This is a genomic window from Loigolactobacillus jiayinensis (assembly GCF_003946445.1).
Lineage (GTDB): Bacteria > Bacillota > Bacilli > Lactobacillales > Lactobacillaceae > Loigolactobacillus > Loigolactobacillus jiayinensis.
In genome coordinates this window covers 25,720-40,844 of the sequence record NZ_RHOF01000036.1, presented here as the reverse complement: position 1 = coordinate 40,844, position 15,125 = coordinate 25,720, and the positions used below count along the sequence as shown (strand labels likewise).

The window sequence follows — 15,125 nt, the reverse complement described above, 5'->3', positions numbered from 1 at the left end:
TTCCAGTTCTGTCCAAAATTAGCTATCAACAGGATTTGACAAAGAGCCAAAAAATGCGTCCATTTTACGTGGATGCATTTCTTCTGATTAAATTTATTGTCCTGTTTGATACGTTCAGCCTCTAAATCAGCGTATTTTCGTACTGAATAAAACCTTGGCGATAATATCACTTGCCAGTCAACAACAGCTTTTCATATTATAGTGTCAATACAAACCAACGCATAAGTTACTGTTTATATACTTAGCTCACTCACTACGTGCAATGAATTGTCGTTGCAATTGATTAGCATCGGCTACAAACTTTTCTTCATCTAAATTAACCAATTTACCTTGCTTAACCACAATCTGACCGTTAACAACGGTATAAGCTACCGCCCCAGAAAAGCCGACTGTGCCCAGTACTGCTTTGGGATCTTGTAAAGTCCCCACTAATGATAGATCACGAGTATCAAGCATGAATAAATCACCGGCCTTGCCAACTGCTAATGAACCAATATCATCACGACCAAGTAACTTAGCACTACCGTTAGTAGCCATTTTTAAGAAATCATAACCGGTTGGTGCTTGATTGCTTGAATTCAAACGCTGCAACAAAAAGCCAACTCGTAAATCTTCTAGTAAATTAGAGGCGTCATTACTTGCACTGCCATCAACACCTAATCCGACTGGAACGCCTAGTTTTAGCATTTCTGCTACTTGGCAAATTCCCGAAGAGAGCTTCATATTTGAAATTGGGCAATGGGCAACCCCAGTTTGCGTTTTTGCCAAAAATTCCAATTCTTCATGGTTAAAATGAATGCCATGCGCGTACCAAACGTCATTACCTGTCCAGCCCAAAGATTCCATATAAGCCAATGGTCGCATACCAAAATTCTTTAACACGAATTGCTCTTCATCCTTAGTCTCAGCCAAATGTGTATGCAAGCGCACACCTAAATGCCGTGCTAATTTAGCTGTTTCCTTCATCAACTCACTGGTCACACTAAATGGTGAGCAAGGCGCGAGTACAACTTGACGCATAGAAAACGGCTTAGGATCGTGAAACTTAGCAACAATTCGTTCTGAATCTTTTAAAATCGTATCAACATTTTGAACAACACTATCTGGTGGTAATCCACCATCCTTTTGACTTAAGCTCATACTCCCTCGTGAAGCATGCAACCGAATGCCCAGCTCCGAAGCCGCTTGAAACTGAGCCTCCATCAACCCAGTTTCCTCACCTTGTGGAAAAACATAGTGATGATCAAAAGCTGTAGTACACCCACTTTTCAATAGTTCCCCTAAGCCAGTTATTGAACTGTAATAAACAACCTTTTGATCTAAATTAGCCCAAATCTTATACAATGCGTTCAACCAATCAAATAATTCCATATTTTGAACAGCTGGTAGATTACGCGTAAATGTTTGATACAAGTGATGGTGCGTATTGATCAATCCTGGATAAACAATATGATGGCTAGCATCAATTTGCTGATCAGCACTGGGGGTTTTCTTACCCATATACGTGATCACACCATTTTCAATCAATAAGTTAACATGTTCTAATACCTCATCATGTTTGTTACAAGTCACAATCGTTTGGGCGTTTTTAATCAGTAACCTAGTCAAGATCACAGCCTCCTCTAAAGAAACAATGAAACACAGTGAAATTTGTCTAAATAGGTAAATTAACCGTTAAACTATTATTTAACTGTTGTCCCTGCTACTTTGTCAGTTGTACTAGCTTCATGTTTTTTAGGATTCGGAAAAACTAGATTAGTGATGATTCCAACCAATGTTGTTGCCGCAATACTATCTTCAAAAATAAATTTCAACCAAGTTGGCATTCCAGCAATTGCATCAGCGTGTCCGGCAAACCCAATACCTAAAGCAAAAGTAATGCCTAATACTGTGACATTACGCCCACTAAAGCCTGCTTGGGCAAGCATTTTGATTCCGTTTAATGTGATCATAGCAAAAACTGAGATCAGCGCACCACCCAAGACAGGATTAGGAATTGAAGCAAAAATTGACCCTAATTTAGGTAAGAAGCCACATATCACTAAAACGCCGGCACCTAAAGCGATACACCACTTATTAACAACTTTAGTCATTGAAACGATCCCAACGTTCTGACCAAAAGCTGTATTTGGCATTGCACCAAAAATTGATGCCACCGCGCAACCGATTGCATCAGCTAAAACGGAACCCGAAGTTTCTTTTTCTGTGGCGGGACGATCAAAAGCAGCAATCGTAATACCCGATGTGTTCCCAATTGTTTCCATAGCCACCGTTATATAAATGATCACAAAGCTGATAATCGTTTGTGCATCAAAAGTTGGCATAAAATGTAATGGTAGTGGAATAGTCGCCCACGAAGCAGTGCTGACTGAACTCAAATCAACTTTACCAAAGAAGAATGCCAAAATATAGCCGAATAATAAACCAAATAACAAGGCGGCTGTATTAATGACCCCTTTACCGAAACGTTGCAAAATAATGACGAAAAGAAATGTCGAAAAAGCTATCGTTAAGTTTTGCCAAGAACCATAATCCTTAGCACCAGCACCACCGGCAAAGTAGTCACGTCCAACGCCTAATAAATTGATTCCGATTGCAATCAAAGTGCTACCGATCACTAATGGCGTAAAGAACCGTTTTAAGTATTTATAAAATAGGCCAATAAAGCCTTCAGATAAACTACCAACTAAGGCGCCACCTAACACTGCTGGAATCCCACCAATTGCGGCAGCTGCAGATGCAGTGGGCACAAACGCAAAACTCGTCCCCATAACGATAGGTAATCCGGATCCAATTTGGAAACGGCCAATTTTAATTGGGTATAATTGCACGAATGTCGTTAATCCAGAAATCAGCATACCAGCCTGCACCATGACGATCGTTTCAGCTGGTGTTGCTTTTGCGACCGCAGCAATAATCAACATTGGTGCCAAATTACCAGCAAACATCGCTAAAACGTGCTGTAATCCTAAAGGAAAAGCAATGGAAAACTTAGGCCGACCTTCTAATTGGAAAACCATATCCGCATCCGACACGCCACCGTTATTCTTATTTTTCACAGTCTTCATGAAAAATCCTCCGTTTCTTTGCACTTGAACTATACCGACAGACAGCTGATATTTGCTTTCACACTGAGCATAACGCCGGGATATCCCCTCCCTTGTTAAAAATATTTTTCGTACAAAAAATTATTATTTTTAGTAGCATTAAAAATAATATGTGCAAATATGCACATTATTATTGTAAGCGCTTTCTGTTGCTGATAGTTAGATTTTAGCACGTCATTCTAGTAAAAACAATACCTGTCCTTGTAATTTAGCTGCTCCGGCTGTGAAGGCCTATACAATCTATGTTACTTAAACATTATACTTTACTCATAAAATTGGCAACCTTCACCAGTTGCTGTTAGCTAAAACAAAAATGCACTCAATAGAATGAATACATTTTTAATGATCCGTTAAACCTAATACAATTGTTTATCTTGTTGAGCGGCAAAAGCATTAAAGCTCGGCAGTGTTTTTTCTCGTTCTTCTTGTTCTAAGTCAAGAACGTCTTTATTAGCCCCACCTTGCTTGATAAAATCGTAAATAAAGTCATCGCGGAAGCCAATCTCAGCGGCATCTTTAGCTGTATTACCGTAATAAACTTTTGTGATGTTCGACCAGATAATTGCGCCTAAGCACATCGGACAAGGATAGCATGATGTATACAACACGCAACCGCTCAAATCATGTGTACCTAATTTTTTCGTTGCTTTACGAATACAAGTAATTTCGCCATGAGCTGTTGGATCATGGTCAACCAAGACCTGATTATGTGCTTGCGCAATAATTTCCCCATCCCGTACAATCACACAACCAAACGGGCCGCCATCCTGTGTTGTTAAATTAGCTGTCGCTTCTGCTGCTGCAATTTCCATAAAATCTGTTGCCATGTTGCCACAACCTTTCTTGAAGTTAATCCGCGCGTCGCAAATCCTTGAAGTTAAAGAAAATATTCAATAAAATGGCAGTTAAGGCACCAGATAAGATACCACTACCCATTATATTCTGAATTAATGATGGAAATTGCGCATAAAAATTAGGATAAGTAGCTGGAATCATTGTAACGCCCATGCTTAAACCAATAATTAATTTATTTTGATTTCCATTAAAATTAACTTGCTTAAGAATATCAACGGCACTCCCAATAATAACACCAAAAATAGCAAAACCAATCCCCCCTAGAACAGGCTTAGGAATAACTGAAATCAGTGCCGAAAATTTTGGTATAAAACCAATCAAAACCAACATCCCGCCTGCTGTTGCAATAGGAAAGCGACTATGAACCTTGGAAAGGTCTAGTACACCAACGCTAGGTACAAATGAAGTTGGCTGAACCGAATTAAATAATCCGGAAAGAAAAGTCCCAATCCCCAACGTTTTCAAAATTTTACCAAACTGGGTCCGATCAATCGGTTTATGAACAATATCGTGAATTCCTGTCGCTGTACCAGATACTTCCACCATACCTAATACCATAACAATTAGAAAAGTAATGATCGACTCAAGGCCAAATTTAGGCAAGCCATAATGGAATGGAATATTAGCTGCCAGCCACGGTGCTGATTTAACTGACGAAAAATCCATCATGCCCATAAAAATTGAAATGATCGTCCCAAAAATAAGCGAAATTAGAATTGTTACATTACCCAATTTACCTTTTAAATACTTGCTAATAATAATATGGAAAATAAAGACAGCCAACGTCAGATAAAAAGCCTTTGGTACAACACTAGCGGTTAAATGATAGGCCTTTTTATCCATCATCCAATGATACGTATTAGGTAATAACGCTGTTCCTAGTACCATCAAGTTAGTTCCCACTACGATTGGCGGAAAAAATCGTTGTAGTTTCGCCCAAAATGGTGCGGCTAAAAAACATAGTAACCCCGAAAGCATAGTTGCCCCAGCCATAAACTGGAAGCCAACTGGAATTGAAGTTGCATCCTTTAGCGTTGCAATCGCCACCGGTACTACTGCAAAACTAGCGCCCATGATCATAGGTACTTTGGGGCTAGTCCGCGGAATGATATCCAGCGCCGCCAGCAACGATGAAATACCGGTAGTGAAAATAACGGCACTAATAAAGAATCGTGTCTGTGCCATTGACATACCTGTATTAGTCGCAACAATTAAAGGAACAGGGATCGCCGCGATTATTGCAATGACTGTGTGCTGAAACCCCAACGATAAATTTTGACCCAACGGTAGCCGCTCATCAACTTGTGATATTGGTTTTTTTGCCATTTTCCCATCTACTTTCGTCAATTTAGACTCAGTTTGGTTATTTTGTTTCCACCGCTAATTCAACCGCATCAATGATTTTTTGATACCCAGTACAACGACACATATTACCAGACAAAGCGCGCCTAATTTCATCCCGTGACGGTTGGGGATTTTCTTTGATAAACTGGCTACTAGAAATAATCATCCCCGGAATACAGAAACCACATTGCACTGCCCCAGCATCGATAAACGCCTGTTGAACGTTATCCAACGAACCATCCGTATGCGTGATACCCTCAATCGTTGTGATACTTTTACCGTCCACCCAGACAGCTAAATAAATACAAGAATCCACCGCCTGTTCATCAATGAGAACTGAACAAGCACCACATTCACCAACACTACACCCTTCTTTCATGCCAATTAATGAAAAGTCTTCCCGCAACATTTCCAATAAACTTTTACGTACATCAACAGCACAGGTCACTGCTTCACCATTTAATGTGAACTCTATTTCTTGAATCATTTTCTATTCACCATCCTTTAATGCTAATGCTAGTGCCCGTACTGGTAACACTGTGACTAAATGATCACGGTATTCTTTAGAAGCCCGCCAATCAGCGATTGTTTTTGTATCCTGAAGACAATAATCACCAATGGTAGTCAAAGTATCATTTGAGACTTCCTTGCCTAAACCATATGCTTCCGCTGCTGGCATACGAATTGGCGTCGCAGCAGCAGCACCAAAACAAATGCGGAGATCCTGAATCTTATTTTCGGTTACCTTAACTAACGCTGCACAACTTAGATTAGCAATATCTAACGCTGCACGCTGCGCAAACTTAATATAATAGCCCTGATAACCTTGATAGTTTTGCTTAGTAATCTTAAACTTGACCAGTACTTCACCTGGCTGAAGTTTGACTTTACCAACACCAATATAAAATTCGGTAATTGGCACTTCTCTAGTCGTTGTGGCCGAACAAATTTCACAAACTGCATTGTACGTAAACAGTGCTGGTGCACTATCAGCTGCTGGGCCAGCGTTGCAGACATTACCGCCAATTGTGCCCATACGCCGTGTTTGTGGGCCCCCAACTAATGAAACAGCTTGACTGAGTAGGGGCATATTCTGATTGATGATCTTATTGTGCTCAATTTCGTCAAAGGTTGTCAACGCGCCGATATTAATAGTACCGTCATCGGCCATGATGACTCCTTTCATTTCTGCAACTCGGCTAATCCCAATCAATGGCGTTTCAACAAAACCGGTAACCCGCGCACGCGATTTCACTAAAACATCGGTTCCTCCAGCAACAATTCTGGCTGTTGGTTGTTCTTTTAGTAATTCAAAAACATTAGCTAAACTATGTGCTTCATAGTAACCCGTAATATCAAACATTTTGGACGTCCCCCTTTTGCTGCGCTTGTATATGCTCATAAACATTTTCCGGTGATAGCGGCAAAGTATTAATACCGATACCAATGGCATTTTTTACTGCATTACGAATTGCAGGAGCAGGAGAAACGGTTGGATTTTCACCTAATGATTTATTACCAAAAGGCCCCAGCGGATCATCAGTTTCAACAAAAGCGTGCTCCAATTTAGGCAGATCCATAGTTGTTGGTAACTTGTAATCTAACAAATTATTATTTAATGGCCGTCCTTCCTTGCTGTAACGAATACCTTCACTTAGTCCATAGCCGATACTCATTGCCATACCGCCTTCAACTTGACCGTTCGCAATCAGCGGATTAATAATTTTACCAGAGTCATGGACGTTCATGATACTAAGTAACTTAACACGGCCTGTCTCCATATCAACTTCGACTTCCGCTAAGGTGCAACCAGAGGCATAGGTGGTTTGATGAATATTCACCGATGAATAAGCAGTAATTGTTTTGCCATCTTTCATATCAAAGTATGAGGACATCGCAATATCTTCTAAGGTGGCCAAGCGTTCGCCATCAGGCATATAAATAATATTCCCGTCAATAATATCAATATATTCAGTACGCACATCATACATTTTCGCGGCGCGCGTCAAAATTTTAGCCTTAATTTTTTCTGCTGCCTCTTTGACAGCAAAACCAGTAACATAACTTTGCCGGGATGCGTACGCTCCAGTATCATACGGATCAATATCTGTATCAGTAAATGAATCACGAATAATGTTCTTAAACGGTACACCAATAGCTTCAGCAGCCATCTGGCTAAGTGCAGTATCAGCACCTTGTCCAATTTCAGTCGAACCTAACATTAGCTTGAAACAACCATCAGGCATTAAAATCAAGCGCGCGCCGGCAACCTCTAAGCCAAACGGATAAACCGCGGTACCAAAGGAAAAGGCAGCAACCCCTAAGCCACGACGCTTTACACCGGTCTTGTATTGCTTACTTGCTGCCATCTTTTTATCCCACTCAAACTCCTTACGCCCTTTTTCTAAACATTCACCAACTTTAAAGTTAATCTGCTTAACGTTACTCATTGCGTTATAGAAGCCGTCTGGTCGCCGATTCATCATTCGAAAATCAATTGGATCCATACCGATTTTATCAGCCGCATCATCCATTACAGTCTCTAAAGCAAAAACAACTTGTGGCATGCCATACGCCCGCATTGCGCCAGCTGTGGCAATGTTGGTATAAACTGTTTTGGCTGTATAGCGTAAACTATCCATTTTGTAAATTGCATTAATGAACGTGCCACCCTTACCACCAATTGCATGACCATGGGAAGCGTAACCGCCTTGATTAGAAATAACATCACAATCAATAGCGGTGATCGTACCGTCTTTTTTTACCCCAATCGCAAAATTATAATCGATTGCATGACGAGTTCGAGTATAAGCAATCGACTCTTCACGCGTCAATGCTAATTGTACTGGCTGTCCATTACAAGCCATACTCATTGCCACTACTAATGGTTCTACCACGGCATCTTGCTTGTTACCAAAGCCGCCGCCAATAAATGGTTTTTTGACCCGAATCTTCGACCAAGAAACACCAACTGCTTGGGCAATGATTCGCCGACAAATATGTGGAATCTGCGTCGAACTAACACAGGTCCAGCGCTGATCAGCATCTTGATAGGCAACTGCAATCTGATTTTCCATATGAACATGTTGTTGCACTGAAGTCGATAAATTTTCCCGAATGATATAATCAGCCTCAGCCATACTTTTATCAACATCACCAAAACCAACTTTGCTACTTGCCAATACATTATCCCGTTCTTCATGAATTCGCCGTGCATCATCCGCCATCGCTTGCTGTGGCGTTATATAAACTGGATATTCCTTATAAGTGACCTTGATTTTTTCCAAAGCTTTAATTGCCGCTAACTCAGACTTAGCAATCACCGCCCCAATATCATCACCATACACGCGAACATCACGTGTTAAAATTGTACGATCCCGAATATCTTGCTTCTCCGGAATCAAGGTCCATGGATGTCCTGCAGTAGAATATTTATTCTGCGGTAAATCTTCCGGTAGCAAAATCTTAACGACACCAGGTACTTTCTCAGCCTCAGAAATATCGTAGCTTTCAACACGTCCATGCGCAATTGTAGAACGTAATATCTTCCCATAAAGTAAATTCTTAAACGGAAAATCACCAGTAAATTGAGCTTGGCCTTTTACTTTAGCAATTGCATCCCAACGTTGCTCAGAATGTCCAACAACTTCATTAGTGCCCATTATTTTCCCTCCATTTTTGCTAATATTTTTAATTTAAAAAAAATATTATTGTTAGCTTAGCCTGAAAATTAAGCGCCTACCGTTTTTTTGTAAGCGCTTTATGTATCCGATTAAATTCTAACACGCTGTTATATTAAACACAAAGTAGTTTTTAACTAATTGACCTACCATAAACAATTTAGCCCAATTAGACGCTAAACCCGAACAAAAAATGATTAGCTATTTTCCGTGATTAAGCTTTGAAAATGATAATGGCTATCATTTGTCCAATAAAAAAGTACACTCACCAAAAGTGAATGTACTTAATTTAGGTTAATTATTGTTTCTTCATTGCTGCCATTCGTGTATAGGTCTCTGAACGTTCCTTCATATCTTCCGTTGTTTGATCTAACATTGCGGCAACCTCTGCATCATTTTTCTTAATATTATGCAATGCGGAGAAACGAGTTTGTTTTTCTACAAAGGCTGGAATCTTGTCAAATTCAGCTTTCTTGAAGTCTAAGCGCATTGGATCCTTACCACGAGCAGCCAAGCGTGGATCGTAACGATATAACTGCCAATAACCGGATTCAACAGCTTCCTTAGCTTCTTCAATTGTATGACTCATACCACCCTTTAGACCATGATTGATACATGGTGTATAACCAATAACCAATGATGGACCTGGATAGCTTTCAGCTTCAGCAATAGCCTTCAATGCTTGATTTTGGTTAGCTTCTAGTGAAATTTGTGCCACGTATACATTGCCATAGGTTGCGGCAATCATACCAAGATCTTTCTTTGCTGTCCGCTTACCACCCGCAGCAAATTTAGCAATTGCTGAAGTTGGGGTTGCTTTAGACATTTGGCCCCCAGTATTAGCATACAATTCGTTATCCATAACGAAAATATTGATATCTTCACCACTAGCCAAGACATGGTCAATACCGCCAAAACCAATATCATAAGCCCAACCATCACCACCAATGATCCATTGGCTGATCTTAGCAAAGAGGTCTTTATGTTTGAGAATTGCTTGTAAATCAGGCTCGGTTTCAGTGTGTAACGCAGCTGATAACTTAGCCGCCCGTTGTTGTGTTCCTTCGCCATCTTCCATGTGATCTAACCAATCAGCTAATAGTGCTTGTGTATCTTCAGCACCAAGTTTAGCTGCTAAGGCTGCACGAACTTGATTAGCTACCCGTTGCCGTTTAACATTATTAGCAATATGCATACCATAGCCAAATTCAGCGTTATCTTCAAATAATGAATTACTCCATGCAGGACCCTGACCTTGATCATTAACCGTGTATGGTGTTGCTGGTGAAGAAGCACCCCAAATTGATGAACAACCCGTCGTATTTGCGATCATCATATGATCACCATATAATTGGGTCAATAATTTAATATAAGGTGTTTCACCACAACCAGAACAAGCACCAGAGAATTCCATTAATGGTTTCTCAAATTGTGAACCCTTAACAGAAACTTTTTTAACTGGATTAGCTTTTTGTTGCAAGGTCATTGCAAAAGCCCAATTCAACGCCTGTTTCTTTTGTTCTTCGTATGGTTTCATGACTAAGGCTTTACCTTTTGCGGGGCAAGCCTCAACACATAACCCACAACCAGTACAATCGTCCAATGAAACTTGGATACGATACTTCAACCCATCTGGGCCTTTCATATCACGCGTGATAAAGCCTTCAGGGGCTTCGGCCATTTCATCATCGTCCGCTAAGAATGGTCGAATTGCAGCATGTGGACAAACAAAAGCACATTCATTACACATTGTGCAACGTTCTGAGATCCATTCTGGAACCTGTAACGCAATGCCACGTTTTTCATACGCTGCTGTGCCCATTGGTACCGAACCAGCTAACATACCGTTATCAATTAAATCTTTAACTGATAAGTTATCGCCTTCTTGACGATTGATCGGTTCAAGAATATTAGCCACGTATGCCGGCACATCACGTTTCTCAGTTTTAACTTCAGGATCGATCGTTGCCCAGTCAGCTGGCACATCAACTTGATATAATGCATCAAAAGTCTCATCAATTGCCTGCCAGTTCTTTTCAACAATTTTCTGTGATTTTTTACCGTAAGTTTTATCAACTTCAGCCTTTAATAAAGGAACAAACTCATCGCGTTCCATCATATTAGTGACTTCAAAGAAAGCAGTCGACATAACCGTGTTGATGCGGCGACCTAACCCACAACGTTGGGCAATTGCCATCGCGTTGATCGTATAGAATTTAATATGATGTTCGCCAAGATAGCGCTTTAAATTAGCTGGTAACACATCTTTAACTTTTTCTGGATCCCAGATCGAATTTAGTAAGAATGTGCCGCCATCCTTTAAGCCTTTAACTAAATCATATTTATGCAGATAAGCTGCATTATGACAACCGACAAAATCAGGCCGCTCAACATAATAAGTTGACGTAATTGGTTCATGCCCAAACCGTAAATGAGAAACAGTCAGGCCGCTAGATTTCTTCGAATCATAGGCAAAGTAAGCTTGTGCATAACGACCAGTATGATCACCAATAATCTTGATAGCTTGCTTATTAGCCCCAACGGTCCCATCAGAACCAAAGCCCCAGAACTTTGCTTGGAAAGTTGAATCTGGTGTTAAATCTAAAATTTCACGTTTAGGTAATGATAGATGGGTCACATCATCAACGATCCCAATCGTAAAGCGTTGTTTCATTTGGGCAACTGGTAATAATAAATGATCATAAACAGAAACAATCTGATCTGGTGTGACATCTTTAGAAGCAATACCGTAACGCCCGCCAATAACAATTGGGCGATTTTCATGACGATACAACACACTTTGGACGTCTAGAAGTAATGGTTCACCATCAGACCCCGGTTCCTTAGTCCGATCTAACACCGCTACCCGCTCAACTGTGTTAGGTAACTTAGCTAACATATCTTCAGCTGGGAAAGGCCGATACATATGAATATTCAAATGTCCAACTTTACGACCTTGCGCATTAAGATACTTAACTGTTTGTTGAATTGTTGGTGAAACTGAGCCCATTGAAATGATTACTTCAGTTGCTTCTGGATCACCATAATAGTTAGTTAAATCATAATTAGTTCCCCGTAAAGCATTGATTTTCTGCATATACTTACGCACAATAGCTGGCATTGCATCATAGTATTGATTGACCGTTTCACGTGATTGGAAATAAATATCAGGGTTTTGTGCTGTCCCAGAAACGTAAGGATGACTTGGATTCATCGCGCGATCCCGGAATTTTTGTAAAGCTGGCCAATTCATCATATTTTTCAGATCATCGTAGTCGATAACTTCGATCCGTTGTAACTCGTGACTCGTACGAAAACCATCAAAGAAATTAATGAATGGCAAGCTGCCTTCGATACTTGCTAAATGTGCTACGGCAGATAAATCCATGACTTCTTGAACGCCACTTTCAGCTAACATACAAAAGCCCGTTTGCCGTGCAGCCATAACGTCACTATGATCGCCAAAAATACTCAGCGCATTAGTCGAAACTGCGCGTGCAGCAACGTGAAAAACACTAGGTAATAACTCACCAGCAATTTTATACATATTAGGAATCATCAATAATAAACCTTGTGATGCTGTATAAGTTGTTGTTAACGCACCGGTTTTTAATGAACCGTGAACTGTCCCTGAGGCTCCCGCCTCAGACTGCATTTCAACTACATTGACCGTTTCGCCAAAAATATTTTTCTTTCCTTGTTCTGCCCATTCATCAACAACCTCAGCCATAGTAGAACTTGGGGTAATCGGATAAATAGCAGCTACTTCAGTAAAAGCATAGGAAATATAAGCGGCTGCCGTATTCCCATCCATCGTTTTCGTGTGTTTCATGATTTTCGCATCCTTTTCGGAAAATAACATCTTTATCTAAAATCTAATTCACTAAGTACAAATTAGACCGTTGTCGTCACTTGCTTATTTTGAACATATTGATCAATTTCTTTAGCGGCAATTTTCCCCGCTCCCATTGCTAAAATAACGGTTGCGGCACCAGTTACAATATCGCCACCGGCAAAAATACCTGGCACTGAAGTCGCACAAGTATTCTCATCGGCTTGAACATAGCCCCAACGATTAGTTGCTAACTCTGGGAACGTATCCAGCATGACCCGATTAGCACCTTGCCCAATCGCTTCAATGGCCGTATCTGCTGGAACAACAAACTCACTACCAGCAATTGGAAGTGGGCGACGTCGACCTGACTCGTCTGGTTCACCCAATTTCATTCTGATACACTTTACACCCACCAACTGTCCGTGATCGCCGGCTATGTACTCAACCGGACTGGTTAACCAGTTATACTGAATATCTTCTTCAACTGAATGATGGTACTCTTCAACACGAGCTGGTAACTCCTCTTGCGAACGCCGATAAAGTACCGTCACAGTTTCGGCACCCAACCGTTTCGCTGACCGGGCAGAATCCATTGCCACATTACCACCACCAATGACAACGACATTTTTGGCAGGTTGTAATGGTGTATCATAATGTGGAAATTCATAGCCATGCATTAAATTAATTCGGGTCAAGTATTCGCTTGATGCATAAACCCCCGTTAAATCGGTACCTGGTATACCCATGAAATGTGGTGTACCAGCACCAACACCAATATAACAAGCATCAAAGTCTTCCATAATCTCATCCATCGTGATTGTTTTACCTACAACCATATCAGTTTCAATCTTCACACCTTGAGCAACAATCTGGTCAATTTCTTTCTGAACGATTTGTTTCGGTAACCTAAATTCAGGAATCCCGTACGTTAGAACCCCACCTGCTGTTTGTAATGCCTCGAAAACAACAACTTCATACCCCAACTTAGCTAAATCACCAGCTGCAGTCAGCCCAGATGGCCCTGACCCGATGATAGCTACCTTACCCTTATCATGAGTAATTTCAATTGATTCTTCAGGATGCTCCAGCGACCAATCAGCAACTAATCTTTCCAACTTTCCAATAGCAACTGGTTCAAATTTTTTAGATTGACCCAACCGACAAACCATTTCACATTGCTTTTCTTGTGGACAAACACGACCACAGATTGCTGGTAGATTAGTATAACGATTTAAGACTTTACGAGCGCCTTCCATATCGTCTTCTTTGATTTGTTTAATAAATCCAGGTATGTCGATCATTACTGGACAATGTAAGATACATGGTGCGTCCTTACATTGTAAGCAACGGCTAGCCTCCAACTGGCCTTCCTGTAAGTTGTAACCTAAAGCAACTTCTTTAAAATTATGTTGGCGTACTTCGGGTGCTTGTTCCCGCATCGGCGTTTTATTATAACTACGTTTTGGCATTTCAATGCACCTGCTTTACTTGATAAGCTTGATAGGCCGTAACTTCTTCTGGATGATATTGACGCATTCGTTGAATAAAGCCATCCCAATCAACTTCAGCACCTAAGAATTCTGGACCATCCACGCAAGCAAACTTTATTTTTTCACCGATTGTTACTCGACAACCACCACACATTCCAGTACCGTCAACCATAATTGGATTTAATGAAACGTAAATTGGAACGTTAAACTGAGTTGCAACCTTAGTACAAAACTTCATCATAATACTAGGTCCGATTGCCCAAGCTTGATTAATTGGCTCCCGTTGTAACACATCAGCCATCGCCTCAGTTACTAAACCCTTGCGGCCTAGAGAACCATCGTCAGTGACTAAAATCAATTCATCAGAATACTTAGCACATTCTTCTTGTAAAATTAACAGATTCTTACTTTTAGCACCAATAATTGTGATAACACGGTTTCCAGCTTGCTTTAACCCTTTAACAATTGGAAATAATGCTGCAATTCCGACACCACCGCCAACTAACATCACTGTTCCATAATTTTTGATCTCAGTTGGCTTGCCTAATGGACCAACCACATCTAGTAGTGACATTCCAGTCTTCACTTGTGCTAACTGCGCGGTCGACTTACCGATTACTTGAAAAATAATTCGTAATTTACCAGCTGATGCATCAGCCTCACAAATAGTCAGTGGAATTCGTTCACCTTGCTCATCAATTCTTAAAATAATAAATTGTCCAGGTTGTGCCTTTGTCGCAATTCTTGGTGCTTCAAGCCAAATCTGATATTCATTGTCCGTTAGTGCTGTTCGTTCTGTGATTTTAAACATGTT

General features: G+C 40.6%; 10 protein-coding genes. All 10 read right to left on the bottom strand.

All coding sequences use genetic code 11. The annotated features are described in order from the left end of the window. Positions 1-246 precede the first annotated feature (246 nt). Positions 247-1,608, bottom strand: a complete 1,362-nt coding sequence (locus tag EKM80_RS09905; RefSeq protein WP_125552969.1) for an 8-oxoguanine deaminase — start codon at positions 1,606-1,608, stop codon at positions 247-249. Between the two features lie 74 nt (positions 1,609-1,682). Beyond that, entirely contained in the window at positions 1,683-3,068 is a 1,386-nt protein-coding gene (locus EKM80_RS09900) for a uracil-xanthine permease family protein (protein ID WP_125552968.1), read from the bottom strand. Positions 3,069-3,463: 395 nt separating this feature from the next. Next, positions 3,464-3,934 carry a nucleoside deaminase gene (locus EKM80_RS09895; protein WP_125552967.1) on the bottom strand — a complete coding sequence of 157 codons (471 nt, stop codon included), beginning with the start codon at positions 3,932-3,934 and terminating at the stop codon, positions 3,464-3,466. 22 nt (positions 3,935-3,956) lie between these two features. Beyond that, positions 3,957-5,288, bottom strand: coding sequence for a uracil-xanthine permease family protein (locus tag EKM80_RS09890; protein WP_125552966.1), 1,332 nt, complete (start codon positions 5,286-5,288; stop codon positions 3,957-3,959). 37 nt (positions 5,289-5,325) lie between these two features. After that, positions 5,326-5,793 carry a xanthine dehydrogenase subunit XdhC gene (xdhC, locus tag EKM80_RS09885; protein WP_125552965.1) on the bottom strand — a complete coding sequence of 156 codons (468 nt, stop codon included), beginning with the start codon at positions 5,791-5,793 and terminating at the stop codon, positions 5,326-5,328. A gap of 3 nt (positions 5,794-5,796) precedes the next feature. Continuing rightward, positions 5,797-6,669: a xanthine dehydrogenase subunit XdhB gene (gene xdhB / locus EKM80_RS09880; protein ID WP_125552964.1), complete on the bottom strand. Its 873-nt coding sequence runs from the start codon at positions 6,667-6,669 to the stop codon at positions 5,797-5,799. After that, a complete protein-coding gene (gene xdhA / locus EKM80_RS09875; RefSeq protein WP_125552963.1) occupies positions 6,662-8,968 on the bottom strand; it encodes a xanthine dehydrogenase subunit XdhA in 2,307 nt (768 codons plus the stop codon). The genes xdhB and xdhA overlap by 8 nt, the downstream gene beginning before the upstream one ends. Positions 8,969-9,284: 316 nt before the next feature. After that, the gene (gene nifJ / locus EKM80_RS09870) at positions 9,285-12,818 is read right to left on the bottom strand and encodes a pyruvate:ferredoxin (flavodoxin) oxidoreductase (protein ID WP_125552962.1); all 3,534 of its coding nucleotides are present in this window, start codon (positions 12,816-12,818) and stop codon (positions 9,285-9,287) included. A 62-nt stretch (positions 12,819-12,880) separates the two neighbouring features. Next, a complete protein-coding gene (gene gltA / locus EKM80_RS09865; protein WP_125552961.1) occupies positions 12,881-14,290 on the bottom strand; it encodes an NADPH-dependent glutamate synthase in 1,410 nt (469 codons plus the stop codon). A gap of 1 nt (position 14,291) precedes the next feature. Next, a complete protein-coding gene (locus EKM80_RS09860; protein WP_125552960.1) occupies positions 14,292-15,122 on the bottom strand; it encodes a sulfide/dihydroorotate dehydrogenase-like FAD/NAD-binding protein in 831 nt (276 codons plus the stop codon). Positions 15,123-15,125 lie beyond the last annotated feature (3 nt).